Genomic DNA, 22,402 nt, shown 5'->3' with positions numbered 1-22,402 from the left:
CGTCAACCTGATGGACCCAGCGGCTGCGCCGGTTGCGCAGCCGCAAACGCGATCGATCGCCATGACCCCGAGCCAGATCGAAAAAGTGTTTCGCGACGAGGCGGGCCGGGCGCTCGCGACGCTGATCCGCCTCGTCGGCGATTTCGATCTGGCCGAGGATGCGCTTCAGGATGCGTTTGCGATCGCGCTGCAACGCTGGCCGATCGGTGAATTCCCCGCCAATCCGCGCGCCTGGCTGGTCAATGTCGGGCGCAACAAGGCGATCGACCGCGTCCGCCGCGCGGTTGCGTTTCGCGGCAAGCAGCAGGAGCTGACGCATCAATTGTTGCTGGATGCGGAGGCGCCGTCCGAGCCTGCCGATGCGACGCTCGACGACGACATGCTGCGGCTGATCTTCACCTGCTGCCATCCGTCCTTTGCCGCCGAGGTGCAGGTTGCGCTGACCCTGCGCACGGTCTGCGGGCTGACGACGGCAGAGGTCGCGCGCGCCTTCCTGGCGAGCGAGGACGCGATGGCGCAGCGCCTCTTGCGCGCCAAGCAGAAGATCAAGCTCGCCGGCATTCCCTATGAGGTGCCGGAGCGCGAGGCGCTGGAGCCGCGCCTCACCGGCGTGCTCGCGGTGATCTATCTCGTCTTCACCGAAGGCTATGCGGCGACCGCCGGCGAGGATTTGATGCGGCCCGATCTTGCGCGCGAGGCGATCCGGCTGGCGCGGCTGCTCGATGGGCTGATTCCGGCACGCGGCGAGATCAAGGGCCTCTTGGCGCTGATGCTGCTGCACGACGCGCGCCGCGCCGGCCGCCAGACCGCCGGCGGCGACATCGTGCTGCTCGAGGAGCAGGACCGTTCGCTGTGGGATGTCGAGCAGATCGCCGAAGGTGTGAAGCTGGTCGAGGAGGCGCTGCAGATGCCGGGCCGGCCGCAATCCTACGCCGTGCAGGCCGCGATCGCCGCGCTGCATGCGCGGGCGCCGAGCTATGAGGATACCGACTGGCCGCAGATCGCCGGTCTTTATGAAGTGTTGCTGCGCATCAGCCCGTCGCCGGTGATCGAGCTCAATCACGCGGCCGCGGTGTCGATGGTCGACGGACCGGCGCGCGCACTCGATCTGATCGATGCGCTGGATGCGCGCGGCACCCTCAGGGGATACGACCAGTTGCCCGCGGTGCGCGCCGATCTGCTGCGCCGCCTCGGCCGCAAGGACGAAGCACGACAGGCCTATCTCGCCGCAACCGCCGCGACGCAACTCGAGCCACTGCGGCGGCTCTACGCACGCCGCATCGCCGAGATGGGGTGACGTCACCTCATCCCGTGCGTGGCCTGCGACGGCACGTTTCTCACATCAAAGATCGTCAGCGTGCCGTGCGGCGTTGGCCGTGCTCAATATCCGGTCTTCGCCTTGGCGCCGCCGGTCGATTGTCCGGTCGTCGTTCCGCTCGACATGCCGGTGGTGGTGCCCGGTGCCATCTTCTTCTGCGCATGATGGACCTTGTGGGTCTTGTGCATGGTCGACGTGGTTTTGCCCTGGGTCGACATGGCGCCTGCGGCTGCCGGAGCGACAATGAGGCCGATAGCGGCAGCTCCCGCGATGAGTGCTTTGAACATGGACGAATCTCCACTCAGACCGCCCCAGCTAAAAAAGGCGGCACGTGGTCAAAAGTTCCATTTGCGCACGCGCATTTGGCGGGAAAAAAGCGGGGCTACTTGGCCTTCGCCACAACCGCCGTCGCCGCATCCGGCGGCAGGCTCTCGAGCAGCGCGTACAGCGTCGCCATGGTTGAGCGGTCGGCGATCCCGTCGACGCGCTCGGGGCGGAAGTGGCGCTGGAAGGCGGTGACGACTTCCATGGTCGGGCCGTCGAACTTGCCGTTGGTCGGAATGTTGTAGCCGTAGCGGCGGAACGCGGCCTGCATATTGGAGACGGCATCGCTGATCGCACCGAGCTGCAGCGCGTCGCCGCGCACGACCGGCGCCGGCTGCACCCAGTGCCCGACGCCGGAATTGGCCAGCGAGTGCCACGGGAATTTCTCGCCGGGATCCTTCTTGCGCCCCGGCGCGACGTCGGAATGGCCGAGCACGCGATGCGAGACCACCTTGCGGCGAAGCATGATGCCGCGGCACAGCGCGATGACGGCCGCGATCTGGCGCAGCGGGAAGTCGGGATAGCCCCAATCGTGACCGCGATTGACGATCTCGACGCCGATCGAGCAGGAATTGATGTCGTCCTCGCCGGCCCAGGCGGAGACGCCGGCGTGCCAGGCGCGCTTGCTCTCCGGCACGCATTGCACGATGCGGCCGTCCTCGAGCACGATGTAGTGCGCCGAGACCTCGGTGCCGGCGGTGCAGAGCTGGGCGATCGCGCCCTCGACATCGGGCATGCCGGTGTAGTGCAGCACGATCATGTCGGGCTGCCGGTCGCCCGCGCGGTCGCCGAAATTCACCGACGGGATGACGTCGGAGGCGATCGAGGAATCCGGCGTGAACGTCTTCACGTCGGCCACGCCCTTCGGAACAGGAAGGACGCGCTGACGCTTCGGATCAGCGTTGCCGGACGAGGACGAACCAGAAGCCATACGAATCACTCAAACCCAAACCAGGAGTACGCATTTTGACATATGGATAAACAAATAGGCGTTTACTATTCCTTTACCGTGCAGGGCCGCGCAATCGGCCTCTCGGGCTCCAGGGCCGCGCATTATGACCGGAGCGGGCGCCGAGGGCATCACTCGAATGCGGATCAAACTCGCGCGATTCCGCTAACCGATCATCAACGTTTTCTTAACGTTAAGTGCCGTTACTGAGAGGTGAAGTGCCGAACCGGTTTCGGGGGACGGCCTGAGGACGCTGAGCCCCGCTGTTTGCGCGAAATCCCATGGAAACCCTCCCAATTCCGGTCGGATATCAGGATTTGCGGCCGAGGACGGGAGTTGGCGCTGGCATCACGCGGCGGCTTTTTCGCCGGAACGGTCGGGCAAGAGCGTTTTCGAGCGAAGTGGATACCGGTTCGCGTGAAGAAAACGCGTCAAGACAAGAATCTGGAGCCCCGTTCCGATCCGATCGGAACGGAAAGGGCTCCCGCGAGGATTCGAGACGCAATGGATCGGCGCGCAACCAGCTTGCATGCCAGTTACGCGGCCCTGTCCGGGGACCGCGCATGAGCGAGCGTGCGCCGCGTCACATTTCAGTGCTGGGCCGCGAGGCGGTCGCCTATCTCGAACCGCGCGCCGGCGGCATCTATGTCGACGCGACCTTCGGCGCTGGCGGCTATAGCCGCATGATTCTCGACGTCGCCGATACCCGCGTGATCGGCATTGACCGCGACCGCACTGCGATCACAGGCGGTTTCGATCTGGTCGACGGCGCGGGCGGCCGGCTGACGCTGGTCGAGGATCGCTTCTCTGAACTCGCCGAGGCCTGCGCCGCGCAGGGCGTGGATGCGGTCGACGGCGTCGTGATGGATGTCGGCGTCTCCTCGATGCAGCTCGACCAGGCCGAGCGCGGATTCTCCTTCCGCCTGAGCGGCCCGCTCGACATGCGGATGGCCCAGAGCGGCCCGACCGCGGCGGATGTGGTCGCCACCGCGACCGAAAAGCAGCTCGCCGACATCATCTACATCTTCGGCGAGGAGCGCCATTCGCGCGGCGTTGCGCGCGCGATCGTCGCCGCGCGCAAGGAGGCGCCGATCACGACGACCGAGGCGCTTGCCGACATCGTCGCGAAAGTCGTGCGCGCCAAGCCGAACGAGATCCATCCGGCGACGCGGACGTTTCAGGCGCTGCGCATCTTCGTCAATGAAGAGCTCGACGAGCTGCACCAGGCGCTCGCGGCGGCCGAGCGCGTGCTGAAGCCGGGCGGCCGGCTCGCCGTGGTCTCGTTCCATTCGCTAGAAGACCGCATCGTCAAGAATTTCCTCACCGAACGCGGCAAGGTGTCCGCCGGCTCGCGGCATCTGCCCGAGGTCGCACAGGCCGCGCCGAGCTTTCAGATCCTGACCAAGCGGCCGGTTGTGCCATCCGATGCGGAGATCGCGACGAATCCGCGCGCGCGTTCCGCAAAACTGCGCGCGGCCGAACGCACCGCCGCGCCCGCGCATGCGGACGATGACCTGCCGTCCTGGCCGCGGCTGTCCGACCTGAAGCGGGGAGGGTGACGATGCGCCTTCTCCATCTCCTCGTCATCGGCATGCTGATCTTCGCGGCGTCCTATGTCTACCGCATCAAGATGGAATCGACCGCGCGCGTCGAACGCGTGCTGCAGCTCAATGCCGAGATCCGCGAGCAGCGCAATGCGATCGCCGCCTTGCGCGCCGAATGGGCCAAGCTCGATGCGCCGCTGCGGCTGCAGGGGCTTGCCGAACGCCATCTGCCGCTGAAGCCGCTCAACGCCAATCAGTACGATTCCCTGAAGAACCTGCCGGAGCGGCCGCCGAGCTTCACGCGGCCCGGTTCGCGCGATCCGATCGGCGCGATGATCGACACCATCGAGGCCGCCGCCGCGCCCGACAGCACGACGGGATCGATCGACAGGCCGGCGACCGACCAGCCCGCCGCCGACCAGCCCGTGTCCGACGATTCCGGGCAGGGCGGGGGAGACCAGCAATGACGGGACCTGCCATGACCAATCCGGCGCCCGCCAACAAACCGACAGCAAAATCCGCCGAGCCGCTGCGCCAGCGGCTGATCCGCTCGCTGTTGTACGGAAGCAATGTCGACCGTGCCGCCAAGGCGCGTGCGCGCGTCGGTCTTGCGATCCTCGCCTTCGCCGCGGTCTACTGCGTGCTGGCCGGACGGCTCGTGCTGTTCGCCGTCGGCGCCGACAGCCATGGCGCGCGGCGCACCGCCTCGCAGGACGCGATCGCAACCGCAAGGCCCGACATCACCGACCGCAACGGCGAAATTCTCGCGACCGACGTCAAGGCGCCGAGCCTGTTCGCCGAGCCGCGCCGCCTGATCGACAAGGACGAGGCGATCGAGCTCTTGACCGGGGCCTTGCCCGATCTCGACACCAGCGAAGTGCGCGACCGCCTGTCATCGCGCAAGGGCTTCGTCTGGCTGAAGCGCGAGATCTCGCCGAAGCAGCAGCAGGACATCCATCGCCTCGGCCTGCCCGGCGTCGGCTTCCTGCGCGAGAACAAGCGCGTCTATCCGACCGGCAACGAGGTTGCCCACCTGATCGGCCTGGTCAATATCGACAACCAGGGCATCGCCGGCATGGAGAAGTGGCTGGACAATAATGGTCTGGCCGATCTGCATCGCGCGGGCTTCGCCACCGACCGGCTGCAGAAGCCGGTGGAATTGTCGGTCGACCTGCGCGTCGAGCACGCGCTGCGCGACGAGCTGATCAAGGCGAAGGAGAAGTTCAAGGCCAAGGCGGCTTCGGGCCTCGTCTCCAACGTGCGTACCGGCGAGATCGTGGCGATGGTGTCGCTGCCGGATTTCGATCCGAACAATCCGAAGGAGGCGCACGATCCCGATCGCATCAACCGCCTGACCACCGGCGTCTACGAGATGGGCTCGACCTTCAAGGCGTTCACGCTGGCGATGGCGCTGGATAGCGGCCGGTTCGACCTCAACTCGATGTGGGACGCGCGCGGCCCGCTGCATTACGGCAAGTTCGCGATCCATGACGATCACAATCTGGGCCGCATGATCAACATGAAGGAGGTGTTCTACTATTCCTCCAACATCGGCGCCGGCCGCATTGCGCTAGCGATGGGCGTCGACGCGCACAAGGCCTTCCTGCGCAAGATGGGGCAGCTCGAGCGGCTGCGCACCGAACTGCCGGAGAGCGCCTCGCCGATCGTGCCGAAGAAGTGGGGCGAACTGAACACCGTCACCATCTCGTTCGGTCACGGCATCGCGGTGGCGCCGCTGCAGGCGGTGATGGGCATCGACGCGCTGGTCAATGGCGGCTACCTGATCCCGCCGACCTTCCTGAAGCGCACCGAGCAGGAGGCGATGGCGCTCGCCAAGCGCGTCATCAAGCCCGAGACCTCGGACAAGATGCGCTATCTGATGCGGCTCAACGCCGAGGTCGGCACCGCGAAGAAGGCCGACGTCAAGGGCTACTATATCGGCGGCAAGACCGGCACCGCGGAGAAGGTCATCAACGGCCGCTACGCCAAGAAGCGCGTGCTGAACGCGTTCACCGCGATCCTGCCCGCCGACAATCCGAAATACCAGCTGCTGATCATGCTCGACGAGCCGCAGCCGCTGAAGGAGACCTATGGTTTCATCACCTCGGGCTGGAACGCGGTGCCGACCGGCGGCAACGTGATCGCCCGAATTGCGCCGCTTTTGGGCGTTGAACCGCGCTTCGACCTGCCGCCGTCCGACCGCCTTATTCTTGCGGCATCCAGAACAACCCAGTAAGGCGTATAGTCATAGCATGATCCGGACCGGAACGGCCGCGTTAGCGAAAACTGCGAAGCGGTTTTCCGATCGGATCATGCTCAAATAGCGGCGCCAGAACGGCGCCGGCCAGACTGGAAGATCATGAGACTTCGCGACCTCTTCAGCGCCGATGCCACGATTGATCCAAGGATCGATCCAAGTGCCGACGCTGTCATGGTCGGAGGCCTTGCGGTCGACAGCCGTGCGGTGAAGCCGGGTGATCTGTTCTTCGCGCTGTCGGGCAGCAAGACCGATGGTGCGCGCTTCATCGATGCGGCGATTGCCGCAGGCGCGGTTGCGATTGCCGGCGACCATCCGCCGCAGGTGCCGCTTCGCGTTCCGTTTGTCGCAACGCCAAATCCGCGCCGTGCGCTGGCGCTCGCCGCCGCAAAGTTCTACCCGCGCCAGCCCGCGACGATCGCGGCGGTGACCGGCACCAGCGGCAAGACCTCGGTCGCCGCTTTCACGCGCCAGATCTGGCAGCGGCTCGGTCACTCCTCGGCGAGCATCGGCACCATCGGCCTCGTCTCCGACAAGCGCACCGTCTACGGCTCGCTGACGACGCCCGATCCGATCGCGCTGCATCGCCAGCTCGACGAGATCGCGCGCGACGGTGTCACGCATCTGGCGTTCGAGGCCTCCTCGCATGGCCTCGACCAGTATCGGCTCGACGGCGTCCGCATCGCGGCCGGAGGTTTCACCAACCTGTCGCGCGACCATATGGATTATCATCCCGATGTTGCGCATTACCTGAACGCCAAGCTCCGGCTGTTCCGCGATCTCGTCGCCGATGGCGGCGCGGCGGTGATCTCGGCCGATCACGACTGTTCGCGAGAGGTGATCGAGGCGGCGCGCGCGCGGGCCTTGCGCATCATCACGGTCGGCCGCAACGCCGATGCCACCGAGGGCATCAAGCTCATCGATGCGGCAATCGAAGGCTTCGCCCAGAAGCTCGCGATCGCGCACCGCGGACGCAGTTACGCGATCCGGCTGCCGCTGGTCGGCGAATTCCAGATCGAGAACGCGCTGGTCGCGGCCGGACTTGCGATCGGCACCGGCAGCGCGGCCGATGCTGTGTTCGGCACGCTTGAACATCTCGAAGGCGCAAAAGGCCGGCTTGAATTCGTCGGTGAGCACAATGGCGCGCCGATCTTCGTCGATTATGCGCACAAGCCCGATGCGCTCGCCAAGGCGCTGCAGGCGCTGCGTCCCTATGCGAAGCGCAGGCTGGTCGTGATCTTCGGCGCCGGCGGCGATCGCGATGCCGGCAAGCGTCCGATCATGGGCGCGATCGCGGCCGAGAACGCCGATCAAATTATCGTCACCGACGACAATCCGCGCAGCGAGAAGCCGGAGGCGATCCGCGCCGCGATCATGGCGACCGCAAAGGGCGCGCGCGAGATCGGCGACCGCGCCGAAGCGATCCGCGCCGGCATCGCCGGCCTCGAGCCAGGCGATGCGCTGGTCGTGGCCGGCAAGGGCCACGAGGTCGGGCAGATCGTCGGCGGCACGACGCTGCCGTTCAGCGATCATGAAGCCGTCGCGAATGCATTGGCCGGGGAGGGCGCATGAGCACGCTATTGTGGACCTCGGATGCGATGGCGACGGCGATGCGCGCCACGACGCAAGGCACGCTGCCGGACGGCGTCACCGGTCTTTCGATCGACAGCCGCACCATCGCGCCGGGCGAGGCGTATTTCGCGATCAAGGGCGACGTCCATGACGGCCATGCCTTCGTCGCGGCGGCGCTGAAGGCCGGCGCCGGACTTGCCGTGGTCGAGGCCGCGCAACGCGACAAGTTTCCCACTGATGCGCCGCTGCTGGTGGTCGACGACGTGCTCGCCGGCCTCGTCGAGCTCGCGCATGCCTCGCGCGCGCGGCTCAATGCGAAGATCATCGCGGTGACCGGTTCGGTCGGCAAGACCTCGACCAAGGAGGCGCTGCGCCGCGTGCTGTCGGCGCAAGGCGAGACCCATGCCTCGGTCGCGTCGTTCAACAATCACTGGGGCGTGCCGCTGTCGCTGGCGCGTTGCCCGGCAAGCACGCGCTTTGCGGTGTTCGAGATCGGCATGAACCATGCGGGCGAGATCACGCCGCTGGTGAAGATGGTGCGGCCGCATGTTGCCGTCATCACCACGATCGAGCCGGTGCATCTGGAATTCTTCGCCGGCATCGAGGCGATCGCCGACGCCAAGGCGGAGATCTTTGCAGGCCTCGAGCCCGATGGCGCGGTCGTGCTCAACCGCGACAACGGGCAATTCGCGCGGCTGCAGAAGCAGGCGAAGAAGGCCGGCATCTCGCGTATCGTCTCGTTCGGCAGCGACAAGCGCGCTGAAGCGCGGCTGCTCGACCTCTCGCTGCACGCGACCTGCTCGGCGGTGCATGCGGATATTCTGAATCACGACATCACCTACAAGATCGGCATGCCCGGCCGCCACATGGCGATGAACTCGCTCGCGGTGCTGGCGGGCGCCTCGCTGCTCGGCGCTGATATCGCGCGCGCGGCGCTTTCGCTATCGCAGCTCGAGGCGCCGACCGGCCGCGGCTTCCGCCGCACGCTCGAGGTCGGCCATGGCGAGGCGACGCTGATCGACGAGAGCTACAACGCCAACCCGGCCTCGATGGGGGCCGCGCTCAACGTGCTTGGCCAGGCCCCGACCGGCGCGCACGGCCGGCGCATCGCCGTGCTCGGCGACATGCTCGAACTCGGGCCGACCGGGCCCGAGCTGCACCGCGGCCTCAACGAGGCCGTGACCGCCAACCGCATCGACCTCGTATATTGTTGTGGTCCGCTGATGCGGAATTTGTGGGATGCCCTTTCCACCGGCAAGCGGGGAGGCTATGCCGAGAGCTCGGCGGCGCTCGAGGCGCAGGCAGTCGCCGCGGTCCGTGCCGGTGACGTGATCATGGTGAAGGGCTCGCTGGGATCGAAGATGAAGCTCATTGTCAGCGCGCTGGAAAAGCGCTTCCCCGACAAGGCCGCGCACGAAGAAGCGGTATAGGACCCTTTGAATGTTCTACTGGTTGATCGAGCTGTCCAACACCGTTCCGGGGTTTGGGGCGTTCCGTAGCGCCCTGAACGTGTTCCGCTACATCACCTTCCGCACCGGCGGTGCGATGGTGACCGGCGCGCTGTTCGTGTTTCTGTTCGGGCCCTGGATCATCGATCACTTGAGGCTGCGGCAGGGCAAGGGCCAGCCGATCCGCACCGACGGTCCGCAGTCGCATCTGATCTCCAAGAAGGGCACGCCCACCATGGGCGGGCTGATGATCCTGTCCGGGCTCGTGGTGTCGACGCTGCTCTGGGCCAACCCGCTCAACCCCTATGTCTGGATCGTGCTCGCGGTCACGCTCGGCTTCGGCTTCGTCGGCTTCTATGACGATTATTTGAAGGTCACAAAGCAGTCACACAGCGGCTTCGCCGGCAAGCTCCGCCTGCTGATCGAGGCGGTGATCGGGCTCGCCGCCACCTACGCGTTGGTCCGGCTCGGGCGCGACGTGTCATCGACCTCGCTCGTGATTCCCTTCTTCAAGGACCTCGTGATCAATTTCGGCTGGTTCTTCGTGATCTTCGGCGCCTTCGTCATGGTCGGCGCCGGCAATGCGGTGAACCTGACCGACGGCCTCGACGGTCTCGCCATCGTGCCGGTCATGATCGCGGCGGCAAGCTTCGGCATGATCTCGTATCTCACCGGCAACGCGGTGTTCTCGGAATATCTGCAGATCAATTACGTCGCCGGCACCGGCGAACTGGCGGTGTTATGCGGCGCGGTGCTTGGCGCGGGCCTGGGCTTCCTCTGGTTCAACGCGCCGCCGGCCTCGATCTTCATGGGTGACACCGGCTCGCTCGCGCTCGGCGGCATGCTGGGGGCCACCGCGGTTGCGGTGAAGCACGAGATCGTGCTCGCGGTGATCGGCGGCCTGTTCGTGCTCGAGGCGGTTTCGGTCATCGTCCAGGTGACCTCGTTCAAGCTCACGGGAAAACGCGTGTTCCGGATGGCGCCGCTGCACCATCATTTCGAGCAGAAGGGCTGGACCGAGCCGCAGATCGTGATCCGGTTCTGGATCATCTCGGTGATGCTGGCGCTGGCCGGCCTCTCCACCCTCAAGTTGCGCTGAGCGTCGCCATGATCCCGGTCACCTCTTTCGCAGGCAAGACGGTCGCGGTGTTCGGGCTCGGCGGCTCGGGCCTTGCGAGTTGCCACGCGCTGAAGGCCGGTGGTGCGGAGGTGATCGCGGCCGACGACGATGCCGACAATGTCGTAAGGGCGGCGCAGGCCGGCTTCGCCACCGCCGATCTGCGCGCAGTATCGTGGGCGAATTTCGCCGTGCTGATCCTGACCCCCGGCGCGCCGCTGACCCATCCGGCGCCGCACTGGAGCGTGCTGAAGGCGCGCGAGGGCGGCGTCGAGGTGATCGGCGATGTCGAATTGTTCTGCCGCGAGCGGCGCCGCCACGCGCCGAACGCACCGTTCGTCGCCATCACCGGGACCAACGGCAAATCGACCACCACCGCGCTGATCGCGCATCTGATGAAGGTCGCCGGCTATGACACCCAGATGGGCGGCAATATCGGCACCGCGATCCTGTCGCTGGAGCCGCCGCGGATGGGCCGCGTCCATGTCATCGAGATGTCGTCCTATCAGATCGACCTCGCGCCGTCGCTCGATCCCTCGGTCGGCATCCTGATCAACATCAGCGAGGACCACATCGATCGCCACGGCACGCTGGAGCACTACGCCGCGGTCAAGGAACGGCTGGTTGCCGGCGTGCAGCAGGGCGGCACCGCCATCGTCGGTGTCGACGACATCTGGTGCCGCAACATCGCCGACCGGCTCGATCGCGCCGGCAAGCGCGTGGTGCGCATCTCGGTGAGGAACCCGCTGCCCGACGGCCTCTATGTCGAGCACGAGACCATCGTGCGTGCGTCGGGTGCGGCGCGCAGCGAGATCGCGCGGCTAGGGGGCATCGGCTCGCTGCGTGGCCTTCACAATGCGCAGAACGCCGCCTGCGCCTCGGCCTGCGCGCTGGCGATCGGCGTCTCGACCGATGTCTTGCAGAACGGCCTGCGCAGCTTCCCGGGTCTGGCGCACCGCATGGAGCAGGTCGGCCGTCGCGGCAACGTGCTGTTCGTCAACGACTCCAAGGGCACCAACGCGGATGCGGCCGCGCATGCGCTGTCGTCCTTCGCCGACATCTACTGGATCGCCGGCGGCAAGCCGAAGGCCGGCGGCATCACCAGCCTGACCGAATACTTTCCGCGCATCCGCAAGGCCTATCTGATCGGCGAGGCGGCGGCCGAATTCTCCGGCACGCTCGGCGACCGCGTGGCGCACGAGATGTCCGGCACGCTCGACGTCGCGATATCAAGCGCCGCGCGCGATGCCGAGGCGTCGGGGCTTCCCGAAGCGGTGGTGCTGCTGTCGCCGGCCTGCGCCTCGTTCGACCAGTACCGCAATTTCGAAATCCGCGGCACCGCCTTCCGCGACATCGTCCAGGCGCTGCCCGGCGTCAAGCCGGTGGTGTGACGTTTCCGATATCGTAGGATGGGTAGAGCGCAGCGAAACCCATCATTGGCGCCGCGGGTATAAATCGATGGGTTTCGCTTCGCGAGCTCTCGCGAAGAGGAGACCGGGCGATCCAGTACGCCGCGGCCTCTCGGTCCAAGCACTGCTGCCTCTGGAATACTGCATCACCCGCATGCGCGCATGCGCGGGTGATGACACCGCGCTGTTTGATATCTTGAATCGAGACCCATCTCCATCGTCGTCCTGGCGAAAGCCAGGACCCATTACCCCAAATGAGAATGATTGCGCATGCTGGGGCCGCGATCCCGCTCATCACCGAATGCGGTGGTTATGGGTCCTGGCTTTCGCCAGGACGACAGCGGCGGATGGGCCCCGAACCACCTCCCTCAAAAGTTACCCAACCCGTTAACCCCTTGGAAACCATCCTGCGCCACGAATGGACGTTATCTCTGCCATCTGGGGACGCCCATGCTCGCCCGTGACCAACGCACCCCGTTCTCGGACTGGTGGTGGACCGTCGACAAGCTGCTGCTTGTGGCGATCGCCGCGTTGATGCTGGCCGGCGTGATCCTGTCGCTGGCGGCGAGCCCGCCAGTCGCGACCCGGATCGGGCTCGATCCGTTCCACTTTTTCAACCGCCACGTCATGTTCCTGGTGCCGTCGCTGATCGTGCTGATCGGGGTGTCGTTCATGACGCCGCGGCAGATCCGGCGCACCGCGCTGATCGTGTTCGCGGTATCGATCGCGCTGATCGTGCTCACGCTCCTGGTCGGGCCCGAGGTCAAAGGCTCGCGGCGCTGGATCACGCTGCTCGGCGTCAACATCCAGGCCTCCGAGGCCGCCAAGCCCGCCTTCGTCATCGTTGCGGCGTGGCTGTTTGCGGAATCGACCAAGCGGCCGGAGATGCCGGCGACCTCGATGGCGCTGGTACTTTTGATGATGCTGGTTACGCTCCTGGTAATGGAGCCCGACTTCGGCCAGACCATGCTGATCCTCACCGTGTGGGGCGCGCTGTTCTTCATCGCGGGCATGCGGATGATCTGGGTGTTCGGGCTCGCCGGCGCGGCTGGCGCGGGCCTGTTCGGCGCCTATCTGCTGGTGCCCCACGTCGCGGGCCGCATCAAGCGCTTCATGAATCCCGCCTCCGGCGACACCTTCCAGGTCGACACTGCGATGGAGGCATTCTGGAACGGCGGCTGGTTCGGGCTCGGGCCGGGCGAGGGCATCGCCAAGCGCAGCCTGCCGGACAGCCACACCGACTTCGTGTTCGCGGTCGCGGCGGAAGAATTCGGCATCATCCTCTGCCTGATGCTGGTCGCGCTGTTCGGCTTCATCGTGATCCGCACGCTGACGCGTGCCTATGCCACCGAGGACATGTTCTCGCGCTTTGCGGCATCGGGGCTTGCGATTCTGTTCGGCGTGCAGGCGACGATCAACATGGCGGTCAATCTGCAACTGATCCCGGCCAAGGGCATGACGCTGCCGTTCATCTCCTATGGCGGTTCCTCGTTCGTCTCGCTCGCCTATGGCGTCGGCATGATGCTGGCGCTGACGCGGCAGCGGCCGCGGACCGAGATCGAATCGATGGAAGGCGCCAGCGCGCAGCGCGCCTACGCGTAGGTGACCCTTGTTCTCATTGCGAGGAGCGAAGCGACGACTTGTCCGCCGCAGCCTTGGCGAAGGCGGAAGCAATCCATCCATCCGTTTCGCGGCGTTGTGGATTGCTTCGCTTCGCTCGCAATGACGATGTAAAAGGCGACCATGGACAACCCGCCCCTGATTCTGCTGGCGGCCGGCGGCACCGGCGGCCATCTGTTCCCGGCCGAAGCGCTCGCCGTGGAATTGATCAGGCGTGGCCTGCGGGTGCGCCTTGCGACCGACGGCCGCGCGCTGCGCTACTCCGGCCTGTTCGGCAAAGAGAGCATCGAGCTCGTGCCGAGCGCGACCGTGCGCAGCCGCAACCCGATCTCGCTGGCGCGGACCGTGCTGATGCTCGGCTACGGCACGCTGGTTGCCGCCAATGTGGTGCGCCGGCTGAAGCCCGCGGCCGTGGTCGGTTTCGGCGGCTACCCGACCTTGCCGCCACTCGTGGCGGCGCGGATGCTCGGCGTTCCCGGCATCATCCACGATGCCAATGCGGTGCTCGGCCGCGCCAACCGCTTCCTCTCCGGCCGCGTCAACGCGATCGCCACCTCGCTGCCCGGCGTGCTCGATCGCGATCCCGCGCTCGCCGGCAAGGCCACCACGGTCGGCACGCCGATGCGTCCTGCCATCCTTGCGGCAGCTGCGGTGAAGTACACGGCGCCTGAGCTGAACGGGCCGCTGCGCCTGCTCGTCGTCGGCGGCAGCCAGGGTGCACGGGTGATGAGCGACATCGTGCCGCCGGCGATCGAGCAGCTCGATCCCGCGCTGTGGAGCCGCCTGATCATCACCCAGCAGGTGCGCGAAGAGGACATGGACCGGGTACGCGCGGTCTACGACCGGCTTAAGATCAACGCCGAGCTCGCGCCGTTCTTCGCTGACCTGCCGGCACGGCTGGCCTCGAGCCAGCTCGTGATCTCGCGCTCCGGCGCCGGCACCGTCGCCGAGCTCGCGGCGATCGGCCGGCCCTCGATCCTGGTGCCGCTGCCCGGCGCGATCGATCAGGACCAGTTCGCCAATGCCGGCGTGCTGTCGCAGGCAGGCGGCGCGCTGCGCATCGCGCAGAGCGACTTCACGCCGGAACGGCTCGCGGCCGAGACCTCGGCCCTTGCCGCCGAGCCCCAAAAATTGACCGCGATGGCGGAGGCCGCCCGCGGCGTCGGCCGGCTCGATGCCGCCGAGCGGCTCGCCGATCTGGTGGCGAAAGTGGCTGGAATTTAGGCCGCTTTCGAGGAATTTTCGGCTATGGGACGCCATGGCCGGGCTTGTCCCGGCCATATCAGTCTTTCATAAGTCGGAGGATCGCCGGGTGAACCCGGACACGATGAAGGTGTTAGCAACATGAGACTGCCGCGCGAGATCGGACCCATTCACTTCGTCGGGATCGGCGGCATCGGCATGAGCGGCATCGCCGAGGTGCTGATCAATCTCGGTTACACCGTGCAAGGCTCCGACGCGTCGGATAATTACAACCTCGACCGGCTGCGCAAGAAGGGCGCCAAGGTCTCGGTCGGCCATACTGCCGAGAATGTCGACGGCGCCGATGTGGTCGTGGTCTCGACTGCGATCAAGCGCGACAATCCCGAATTGATGGCGGCGCGTGCGCGGCGCATTCCGGTGGTGCGGCGCGCCGAGATGCTGGCGGAATTGATGCGGTTGAAGAGCTGCGTCGCGATCGCCGGCACCCATGGCAAGACCACCACGACCACGATGGTGGCGACCTTGCTCGACGCCGGCGGGCTCGATCCGACCGTGATCAATGGCGGCATCATCAATGCCTACGGCTCCAATGCGCGGCTCGGGGCCGGCGACTGGATGGTGGTCGAGGCCGACGAGAGCGACGGCACCTTCTTGAAGCTGCCGTCCGACGTCGTCATCGTCACCAACATCGATCCCGAGCATCTCGATCATTTCAAGACCTTCGAGGCGATCCAGGATGCGTTCCGCAATTTCGTCGAGAACGTTCCGTTCTACGGCTTTGCCGTGATGTGTACCGATCATCCGGTGGTGCAAACCCTCGTCGGCAAGATCGAGGACCGCCGCATCATCACCTACGGTCAGAACCCGCAGGCCGATGCACAGCTGATGGATCTGACGCCGATGGGCGGCGGCTCGAAATTCAAGGTGGCGATCCGCGATCGCAAGACCGGCGCGACGCACGAGATCGCCGACATCATGCTGCCGATGCCGGGGCGCCACAACGCATCCAATGCGACAGCGGCGATCGCGGTCGCGCATCAGCTCGGCGTGTCCGACGACGTCATCCGCCAGGCCATGGCCGGCTTCGGCGGTGTCAAGCGGCGCTTCACCAAGACCGGCGAGACCAATGGCGTCACCGTGATCGACGACTACGGCCATCATCCGGTCGAGATCGCAGCGGTGCTGAAGGCGGCGCGGGAATCCACCAACGGTAAGATCGTCGCCGTGGTGCAGCCGCATCGCTACACCCGCCTGCAGTCGTTGTTCGAGGAATTCTGCACCTGCTTCAACGACGCCGATGCGGTCGTGGTCGCCGAGGTCTATCCGGCCGGCGAGGCGCCGATCGCAGGCATCGATCGCGATCATTTCGCCGCGGGCCTGCGCGCCCACGGCCATCGCAACGTGGTTCCGCTGCCGAACGCGGGCGAGCTCGCCAAGATCGTTCGGGGTCTCGCCAAGTCGGGCGACCTCGTCGTCTGCCTCGGCGCCGGCAACATCACGCAATGGGCCTACGCACTGCCCGGCGAACTGAAGGCGCTGGGGTGATGATGGTCGTCGCCCTTCACGAACACCGCCCGTGCGGCTCACCCCTCTCCCTAACCCTCCCCCGCAAGGGGGAGGGAACCCATCCGCCGGTGCTTCCCTGACTCGTGCAACGAGTCAGAATGGGGTTGTGATGCCAAGTGAGGTGAGCACACCGGTCGGGCTCCCTCCCCCCTTGCGGGGGAGGGCTGGGGAGAGGGGTAAGCCCCGGGTGCTGGCGCAAAACGCAGCGCGACATGCTCTCAATCCAGCTCGTGCGTCGATTGCCGCGACATGACCTTCCCCGATATCACGCCCGACCTGAAAGCCACGATGCCGGAGCTGCGCGGGCGGCTGCTGGCCAACCAGTCGCTGGCGGAGCTGACCTGGTTTCGCGTCGGCGGCCCGGCGCAGGTGCTGTTCACACCGGCGGATGAAGACGATCTTGCTTACTTCCTGAAGCGGCTGCCGCAGGAGCTGCAGGTTTATGTCGTCGGCGTCGGCTCCAATCTGATCGTGCGTGACGGCGGCATGCCGGGCGTCGTGATCCGGCTGGCGCCGCGTGCCTTCGGCGAGACCGGTGCGGACGGTGATGTCGTCACCGCCGGCGCCGCCGCGCTCGACAAGCGCGTCGCCGAGACGGCAGCGGCTGCAAACATTGGCGGCATGGAATTCTTCTTCGGCATTCCCGGTACGGTCGGCGGCGCGCTGCGCATGAATGCCGGCGCCAATGGCGGCGAGACCAAGGATGTGCTGGTGGAGGCGACCGGCATCGGCCGCGACGGCAGCAAGCACACGTTCGGCAATGCCGACATGAAGTTCGTCTATCGCAACAGCGGCGTCGATCCGTCTGTTATCTTCACCTCCGCGCGCTTCCGCGGCAGGATCACCGATACGGATGCGATCCGCGCCCGCATGAACGAGGTGCAGGCTCATCGCGAGACCGCGCAGCCGATCCGCGAGAAGACCGGCGGCTCGACCTTCAAGAATCCGCCCGGCAACAGCGCCTGGAAGCTGATCGACGCCGCCGGCTGCCGCGGCCTCAAGGTCGGCGGCGCGCAGGTGTCGGAGATGCACTGCAATTTCCTGATCAACACCGGCAACGCCACCGGCCATGACATCGAGAGCCTCGGTGAGACGGTGCGCGAGCGGGTCAAGCAGAACAGCGGAATTGAGCTGCACTGGGAAATCAAGCGGATCGGGAATAGCTGATGCAGGTGACCATTCTGTTCGGCGGCACCAACAAGGAGCGGTTGGTTTCGGTGGCGAGCGCGCAGGCGCTGCATCGCGCGCTGCCCGGCGCGGAGCTCTGGTTCTGGGACGTCGACGACACCGTGCATGCGGTGACGTCCGAACAGCTGCTCGGTCACGCGCGGCCGTTCGAGGTCGACTTCAAGCCTGATAATCCCGGCATCGCGCTCGACCAGGCGCTCGACAAGGCAAGCGCCGAGCAGCGCGTGCTCGTGCTCGGTCTGCACGGCGGCCGCGCCGAGAATGGCGAATTGCAGGCGATGTGCGAAATGCGCGGCGTCGCGTTCACCGGCTCCGGCTCGGCGTCGTCGCATCTGGCCTTCGACAAGCCGTCGGCGAAGCGCTTCGCCGCGATCGCAGGCATCAACGCGCCGCAGGGCATCAGCGTCGAACAGATCGACGACGCCTTCGCAAAGTACGGCAAGCTGATCGCAAAGCCCGCCAAGGACGGATCGAGCTACGGTCTGATCTTCGTCAACGCCAAGCAGGACCTCGTCGCCGTCCGCAATGCCGCGAAGCATGAAGACTATCTGATCGAGGTGTTCGTGTCGGGCGTGGAGGCGACTTGCGGCGTGCTCGAGCAATCCGACGGCAGCGTGTTCGCGCTGCCGCCGATCGAGATCGTGCCGGCGGAGGGGGGCTTCGACTACACAGCCAAATACCTCCTGAAATCGACCCAGGAGATTTGTCCCGGCCGCTTCGCGCCCGAGGTCAGCGCCGCGATCATGGATCATGCGTTGCGGGCGCATCGGGCATTGTCCTGCACCGGCTACTCGCGCAGCGATTTCATCGTGTCGGCCAACGGCCCGGTCTACCTCGAAACCAACACGCTGCCCGGGCTCACCGCTGCATCACTGTACCCTAAGGCCTTGAAAGCACAGGGCATTGCCTTTGCCGACTTCCTCAACGACCAGGTCGAACTCGGCCGCCGCCGAGCCAGGAGTTAAGGCCGCCTGGGTGGGGAACCCGCCCGACTCGGCCGGATGGAACCCGGTGCTGTTGCTAAAATGCTAACGGGTTCGCGGCAAAGTACTCAAAGCGTTGATCAAAATACACTCCAGGCCGAACTCATTTACCGTTTGTTTACCAGGAAGCCCGAAGGTTAACGCTGGCGGCGCATGTAGCGCTTGGCTGCCGGGGCGTGAGCTGTCGCGGATTACCGCTTCGAGGATCGCAACCAGGGGACAGGGGGCCACTCTAATCCCACCGGTCTAGCCGAGACGTGATTTGTGCCGGGACCCGCGGGGTTTGCGGGCACAACATGTGACGAGCTCGTGCAATGGATGGTGCAGGACGCCTCACCCGATCGCTGCGATCGCTGGGGCCTCAAGCTGACCTGAGAGCAGCCGCTATTGGAGCGGCAGTGCTGTTGCGCGAGTATGTCGGCGCCCATCTCGCTCGCCGCCGGCTGCGTTCCGCCAAGCGGCCGCAAGTGATCGATCGCGAGCCGCCGAACCGCTACATCCAGATGGTCGAACGCTATCTGCCGCGCCGCATCGGCCTGGTCGCGACGCTTGCGATCCTGTTCGGCAGCCTGGGCTTCGGCATCGTCCGGGGCGGCCATGTCGAGGAGTTCACCACCGCGCTGAGCGACACCCGCAACGCGCTGGCCAATTCCGCAGGCTTCCGCATCACCACGGTCGGCATCAACGGCCGCAAGCAGCTGAGCCAAGACGAGGTGCTCGCGATCGGCGGCGTCAACGGCCGCTCCTCGCTGCTGTTCCTCGATGCCGATACCGTGCGCGCCAAGCTGAAGGCCAATCCCTGGATCGCGGATGCCACGATCCTCAAGCTCTATCCGGGCCGGCTGCAGATCGACATCGTCGAGCGCACCGCCTTCGCATTGTGGCAGCAGAACGGCCGCCTGTCGGTGATCGCCTCCGACGGCGCGGTGCTCGAGCCTTACGTCACGCGCCGCTTCCTCAATCTGCCGCTGGTGGTGGGCAAGGGCGCGGACACCCGCGCTCAGGACTTCCTGGCGCTGCTCGACCGTTATCCGCAGGTGCGTTCGGTGACCAAGGCCGCGATCTTCGTCGGTGAGCGGCGCTGGAACCTGCGCCTCAAGGACGGTCTCGACGTCCGCCTGCCGGAGAACGATGTCGGCAACGCGCTGGCCGCGCTCTCCAAGCTCGACAAGGACGAGAAGCTGTTCTCGCGCGACATTGTCGCCGTCGACATGCGGCTGCCCGATCGGTTGATCGTGCAATTGTCCGAGGAAGCCGGCAAGGCGCGTGACGATCTGTTCAAGGACAAGAAGTCCAAGAAGAAGCCGGGTGACTCCGCATGACCGGCCTCGATCGCAATCTGACCCCGAAGACCCGCCCGATGCAGAAGCGCACCGCGATGGTGGCTTCGCTCGACGTCGGCTCCAGCAAGATCGCCTGCATGATCGCGCGGCTCAAGCCGTCGCCGCCGAACGAGGCGCTGCGTGGCCGCACCCATGCGGTCGAACTGATCGGCTACAGCCAGATCCAGTCGCGCGGCGTCAAGGCCGGCTCCGTCGTCGATCTCGCCGAATGCGAGAAGGCGGTGCGCCATGCCGTGGCGCTGGCCGAGCGCATGGCCAAGGTCCGTGTCGAGTCCGTCCTGCTGTCGGTCTCCGGCGGCAGACAGCATGGCCAGCTGGTTGAGGCCGCGGCCGATATCCGCGGCGGCTCGGTGACCGCGGACGACATCAGCCGCGTCACCTCGGCCGGCATGCGCCACGCCGCCGGCGCCGGCCGCACCGTGCTGCACGCGCTGCCGGTCGGCTACGCGCTCGATGGCGTCAAGGGCATCCGCGATCCCAGGGGCATGGTGGCGCGCCAGTTCGGCGTCGACATGAACGTGGTGACGTCGGACGCGACGGTTGCCAAGAACCTGATGCTGGTGGTCGAGCGCTGCCATCTCAACGTCGAAGCCATGGCGTCGAGCCCCTATGTCGCGGGGCTGTCGGTGCTGACCGACGACGAAGCGGACCTCGGCGCTGCCGTCGTCGAGATGGGCGCGGGCTCGACGACGATCGCGACCTATTCCGGCGGCCGCCTCGTGCACGCATCCGGGTTTGCGCTCGGCGGGCAACACATCACGATGGATCTTGCGCGCGGCATCGGTGCGTGCATTGCGGATGCCGAGCGAATCAAGACTTTATACGGCACGGTGCTGACCGGCGGTTCGGACTCGCGCGAGCTGATGTCCGTTCCCACTGCAGGCGATGATCGGGAGACCCCGCAAATCGTATCTCGCGCCACGATTGCGAACATTGTCCGGCATCGCGCCGAGGAGATTTTTGAAATGGTCCGTGACCGGCTCGCGGATTCCCCCTTTGCGGCAGAGCCGAGGGCGCGCGTCGTGCTCAGCGGCGGTGCGTCGCAGCTGACCGGGACCGTCGAGCTTGCCACCCGTATCTTGAACCGGCAGGTCCGCATCGGCCGCCCGCTCGGCTTCGGCCGGCTCCCGAACGAGGCGAAGGGCGCCTCGTTCTCGGTGCCGACGGGTCTCCTGGTCTATCCGCAATACGCTCATCTTGAACATGTCGAACCGCGGCGCACGCGGCAGCTCAGGACAGGGACAGACGGTTACTTCGGAAAGGTCGGACGATGGCTTCGCGAGGGCTTCTGATGACCGCACCCCGGCTCATTGCATTTTCACCAGCTCCTGCGGCCAGCGGCCGGGACGAACCAACGCGCGCATAATCGAGAGAGGCAACCATGGCACTCAATCTGACACCCCCTGACATCAGCGAGCTGAAACCGCGGATCACCGTCTTCGGCGTCGGTGGCGCGGGTGGTAATGCCGTCAACAACATGATCACCGCCGGGTTGCAGGGCGTCGACTTCGTCGTCGCCAACACCGACGCACAGGCGCTGACGATGTCGAAGGCGCAGCGCATCATCCAGATGGGCACCCAGGTCACCCAAGGCCTCGGCGCCGGTTCGCAGCCCGATGTCGGTGCCGCGGCCGCGCAGGAAGTCATGGACGAGCTTCGCGATCATCTCACCGGCGCCAACATGGTGTTCGTCACCGCCGGCATGGGTGGCGGCACCGGCACGGGCGCTGCGCCCGTGATCGCCAAGGCTGCCCGCGAGATGGGGATCCTCACCGTCGGCGTGGTGACGAAGCCGTTCCACTTCGAAGGTCAGCGCCGGATGCGCACCGCCGAGCACGGTATTTCCGAGCTCCACAAGGTGGTCGACACCCTCCTGATCATTCCGAACCAGAACCTGTTCCGGGTCGCTAATGAGAAGACCACCTTCGCCGACGCGTTCGCGATGGCCGACCAGGTGCTGTATTCGGGCGTCGCCTGCATCACCGACCTGATGGTCAAGGAAGGCCTGATCAACCTCGACTTCGCCGACGTCCGCGCCGTGATGCGTGAGATGGGCAAGGCGATGATGGGCACCGGCGAGGCCACCGGCGAGAAGCGCGCGCTGACCGCCGCCGAAGCTGCGATCGCCAACCCGCTGATCGACGACAGCTCGATGAAGGGCGCCCGCGGCCTCTTGATCTCGATCACGGGCGGCAAGGACCTCACTTTGTTCGAGGTCGACGAAGCCGCAACCCGCATCCGCGAAGAGGTCGACGCCGACGCCAACATCATCGTCGGCGCCACCTTCGACGAATCGCTCGACGGCATCATTCGCGTCTCGGTGGTCGCGACCGGCATCGAGCAGGCCGCGATCGCTTCCCGTGCCCAGGCGCCCGCGCAGCAGCAGGGCGGCTCGCCGGAGAGCCGGCTGGCCGACCTGACCGCCCGCCTGCGTGCCGACAATCAGCGCATGGCCGAGCGTGCCCAGAAGCTGGAGCCGCCGACCGGCGTGACGGTCGCTCCGATTGCGGCTCAGGCTGCGGCGCCCCAGCAGCGTCCGGCGGTCGAGCGCGCCGCACTAG

General features: G+C 66.2%; 18 protein-coding genes and 1 pseudogene. 17 read left to right on the top strand and 2 right to left on the bottom strand.

All coding sequences use genetic code 11. From position 1 onward, the window contains the following. The first annotated feature begins 61 nt into the window (after positions 1–61). Positions 62–1,297: an RNA polymerase sigma factor gene (locus tag AC628_RS36720; protein WP_074131558.1), complete on the top strand. Its 1,236-nt coding sequence runs from the start codon at positions 62–64 to the stop codon at positions 1,295–1,297. Between the two features lie 83 nt (positions 1,298–1,380). Here AC628_RS36720 and AC628_RS36715 read toward each other — a convergent pair whose 3' ends face one another. After that, entirely contained in the window at positions 1,381–1,605 is a 225-nt protein-coding gene (locus AC628_RS36715) for a hypothetical protein (RefSeq protein WP_074131550.1), read from the bottom strand. 95 nt (positions 1,606–1,700) lie between these two features. Further along, the gene (locus AC628_RS36710) at positions 1,701–2,573 is read right to left on the bottom strand and encodes an N-acetylmuramoyl-L-alanine amidase (protein WP_074131549.1); all 873 of its coding nucleotides are present in this window, start codon (positions 2,571–2,573) and stop codon (positions 1,701–1,703) included. Positions 2,574–3,154: 581 nt separating this feature from the next. Here AC628_RS36710 and rsmH point away from each other — a divergent pair. The 16 genes and pseudogenes from rsmH to ftsZ all read left to right on the top strand — a co-directional run. After that, positions 3,155–4,150, top strand: coding sequence for a 16S rRNA (cytosine(1402)-N(4))-methyltransferase RsmH (gene rsmH, locus AC628_RS36705; RefSeq protein WP_074131548.1), 996 nt, complete (start codon positions 3,155–3,157; stop codon positions 4,148–4,150). Between the two features lie 2 nt (positions 4,151–4,152). After that, entirely contained in the window at positions 4,153–4,602 is a 450-nt protein-coding gene (gene ftsL, locus AC628_RS36700; RefSeq protein WP_074131547.1) for a cell division protein FtsL, read from the top strand. Positions 4,603–4,613: 11 nt separating this feature from the next. Then, positions 4,614–6,371, top strand: a complete 1,758-nt coding sequence (locus AC628_RS36695) for a peptidoglycan D,D-transpeptidase FtsI family protein (protein WP_074131546.1) — start codon at positions 4,614–4,616, stop codon at positions 6,369–6,371. 123 nt (positions 6,372–6,494) lie between these two features. Further along, a complete protein-coding gene (locus AC628_RS36690; RefSeq protein WP_074131545.1) occupies positions 6,495–7,964 on the top strand; it encodes a UDP-N-acetylmuramoyl-L-alanyl-D-glutamate--2,6-diaminopimelate ligase in 1,470 nt (489 codons plus the stop codon). Further along, on the top strand, positions 7,961–9,394 hold the full coding sequence (locus AC628_RS36685; protein WP_074131544.1) for a UDP-N-acetylmuramoylalanyl-D-glutamyl-2,6-diaminopimelate--D-alanyl-D-alanine ligase: 1,434 nt from the start codon (positions 7,961–7,963) through the stop codon (positions 9,392–9,394). The genes AC628_RS36690 and AC628_RS36685 overlap by 4 nt, the downstream gene beginning before the upstream one ends. 10 nt (positions 9,395–9,404) lie before the next feature. Next, positions 9,405–10,511 carry a phospho-N-acetylmuramoyl-pentapeptide-transferase gene (gene mraY, locus AC628_RS36680; protein WP_021077241.1) on the top strand — a complete coding sequence of 369 codons (1,107 nt, stop codon included), beginning with the start codon at positions 9,405–9,407 and terminating at the stop codon, positions 10,509–10,511. A gap of 8 nt (positions 10,512–10,519) precedes the next feature. Then, positions 10,520–11,920: a UDP-N-acetylmuramoyl-L-alanine--D-glutamate ligase gene (gene murD, locus AC628_RS36675; protein WP_074131543.1), complete on the top strand. Its 1,401-nt coding sequence runs from the start codon at positions 10,520–10,522 to the stop codon at positions 11,918–11,920. Between the two features lie 468 nt (positions 11,921–12,388). Further along, positions 12,389–13,540: a putative lipid II flippase FtsW gene (gene ftsW / locus AC628_RS36670; protein ID WP_074131542.1), complete on the top strand. Its 1,152-nt coding sequence runs from the start codon at positions 12,389–12,391 to the stop codon at positions 13,538–13,540. A gap of 141 nt (positions 13,541–13,681) precedes the next feature. Further along, the gene (gene murG / locus AC628_RS36665; protein WP_074131541.1) at positions 13,682–14,782 is read left to right on the top strand and encodes an undecaprenyldiphospho-muramoylpentapeptide beta-N-acetylglucosaminyltransferase; all 1,101 of its coding nucleotides are present in this window, start codon (positions 13,682–13,684) and stop codon (positions 14,780–14,782) included. 120 nt (positions 14,783–14,902) lie between these two features. After that, on the top strand, positions 14,903–16,306 hold the full coding sequence (murC, locus tag AC628_RS36660; RefSeq protein WP_074131540.1) for a UDP-N-acetylmuramate--L-alanine ligase: 1,404 nt from the start codon (positions 14,903–14,905) through the stop codon (positions 16,304–16,306). A 270-nt stretch (positions 16,307–16,576) separates the two neighbouring features. Then, a complete protein-coding gene (gene murB / locus AC628_RS36655) occupies positions 16,577–17,494 on the top strand; it encodes a UDP-N-acetylmuramate dehydrogenase (RefSeq protein ID WP_074131539.1) in 918 nt (305 codons plus the stop codon). Continuing rightward, positions 17,494–18,480, top strand: a complete 987-nt coding sequence (locus tag AC628_RS36650; protein ID WP_074131538.1) for a D-alanine--D-alanine ligase family protein — start codon at positions 17,494–17,496, stop codon at positions 18,478–18,480. The genes murB and AC628_RS36650 overlap by 1 nt, the downstream gene beginning before the upstream one ends. Before the next feature lie 71 nt (positions 18,481–18,551). Beyond that, positions 18,552–18,873 (top strand): annotated as a pseudogene (locus AC628_RS45660) (D-alanine--D-alanine ligase); the annotation flags it as partial. Then, complete coding sequence (locus AC628_RS36645) at positions 18,813–19,820, top strand: cell division protein FtsQ/DivIB (protein ID WP_074131537.1); 1,008 nt, start codon at positions 18,813–18,815, stop codon at positions 19,818–19,820. The pseudogene AC628_RS45660 and the gene AC628_RS36645, both read left to right, overlap by 61 nt. After that, complete coding sequence (gene ftsA / locus AC628_RS36640; protein WP_074131536.1) at positions 19,817–21,133, top strand: cell division protein FtsA; 1,317 nt, start codon at positions 19,817–19,819, stop codon at positions 21,131–21,133. Before AC628_RS36645 ends, ftsA begins: the two co-directional genes overlap by 4 nt. Before the next feature lie 89 nt (positions 21,134–21,222). Continuing rightward, positions 21,223–22,402 (top strand): cell division protein FtsZ (ftsZ, locus tag AC628_RS36635; protein WP_074131535.1); only part of this gene is annotated, 1,180 nt, incomplete at its 3' end.

The organism is Bradyrhizobium sp. NAS96.2, assembly GCF_001908235.1.
Taxonomy (GTDB): domain Bacteria; phylum Pseudomonadota; class Alphaproteobacteria; order Rhizobiales; family Xanthobacteraceae; genus Bradyrhizobium.
The sequence above is the reverse complement of the archived record's forward strand: the minus strand, read 5'-3'. Positions and strand labels throughout refer to the sequence as shown.

Coding starts and splice junctions, on each gene's coding strand:
- murB (WP_074131539.1), top strand. CDS start 16,577: ATGACCTTCCCCGATATCACGCCCGACCTGAAAGCCACGATGCCGGAG.
- ftsA (WP_074131536.1), top strand. CDS start 19,817: ATGACCGGCCTCGATCGCAATCTGACCCCGAAGACCCGCCCGATGCAG.
- ftsL (WP_074131547.1), top strand. CDS start 4,153: ATGCGCCTTCTCCATCTCCTCGTCATCGGCATGCTGATCTTCGCGGCG.
- AC628_RS36645 (WP_074131537.1), top strand. CDS start 18,813: ATGGATGGTGCAGGACGCCTCACCCGATCGCTGCGATCGCTGGGGCCT.
- AC628_RS36685 (WP_074131544.1), top strand. CDS start 7,961: ATGAGCACGCTATTGTGGACCTCGGATGCGATGGCGACGGCGATGCGC.
- murD (WP_074131543.1), top strand. CDS start 10,520: ATGATCCCGGTCACCTCTTTCGCAGGCAAGACGGTCGCGGTGTTCGGG.
- AC628_RS36715 (WP_074131550.1), bottom strand. CDS start 1,605: ATGTTCAAAGCACTCATCGCGGGAGCTGCCGCTATCGGCCTCATTGTC.
- rsmH (WP_074131548.1), top strand. CDS start 3,155: ATGAGCGAGCGTGCGCCGCGTCACATTTCAGTGCTGGGCCGCGAGGCG.
- ftsW (WP_074131542.1), top strand. CDS start 12,389: ATGCTCGCCCGTGACCAACGCACCCCGTTCTCGGACTGGTGGTGGACC.
- murG (WP_074131541.1), top strand. CDS start 13,682: ATGGACAACCCGCCCCTGATTCTGCTGGCGGCCGGCGGCACCGGCGGC.
- mraY (WP_021077241.1), top strand. CDS start 9,405: ATGTTCTACTGGTTGATCGAGCTGTCCAACACCGTTCCGGGGTTTGGG.
- AC628_RS36650 (WP_074131538.1), top strand. CDS start 17,494: ATGCAGGTGACCATTCTGTTCGGCGGCACCAACAAGGAGCGGTTGGTT.
- murC (WP_074131540.1), top strand. CDS start 14,903: ATGAGACTGCCGCGCGAGATCGGACCCATTCACTTCGTCGGGATCGGC.
- AC628_RS36695 (WP_074131546.1), top strand. CDS start 4,614: ATGACCAATCCGGCGCCCGCCAACAAACCGACAGCAAAATCCGCCGAG.
- AC628_RS36720 (WP_074131558.1), top strand. CDS start 62: ATGACCCCGAGCCAGATCGAAAAAGTGTTTCGCGACGAGGCGGGCCGG.
- AC628_RS36690 (WP_074131545.1), top strand. CDS start 6,495: ATGAGACTTCGCGACCTCTTCAGCGCCGATGCCACGATTGATCCAAGG.
- AC628_RS36710 (WP_074131549.1), bottom strand. CDS start 2,573: ATGGCTTCTGGTTCGTCCTCGTCCGGCAACGCTGATCCGAAGCGTCAG.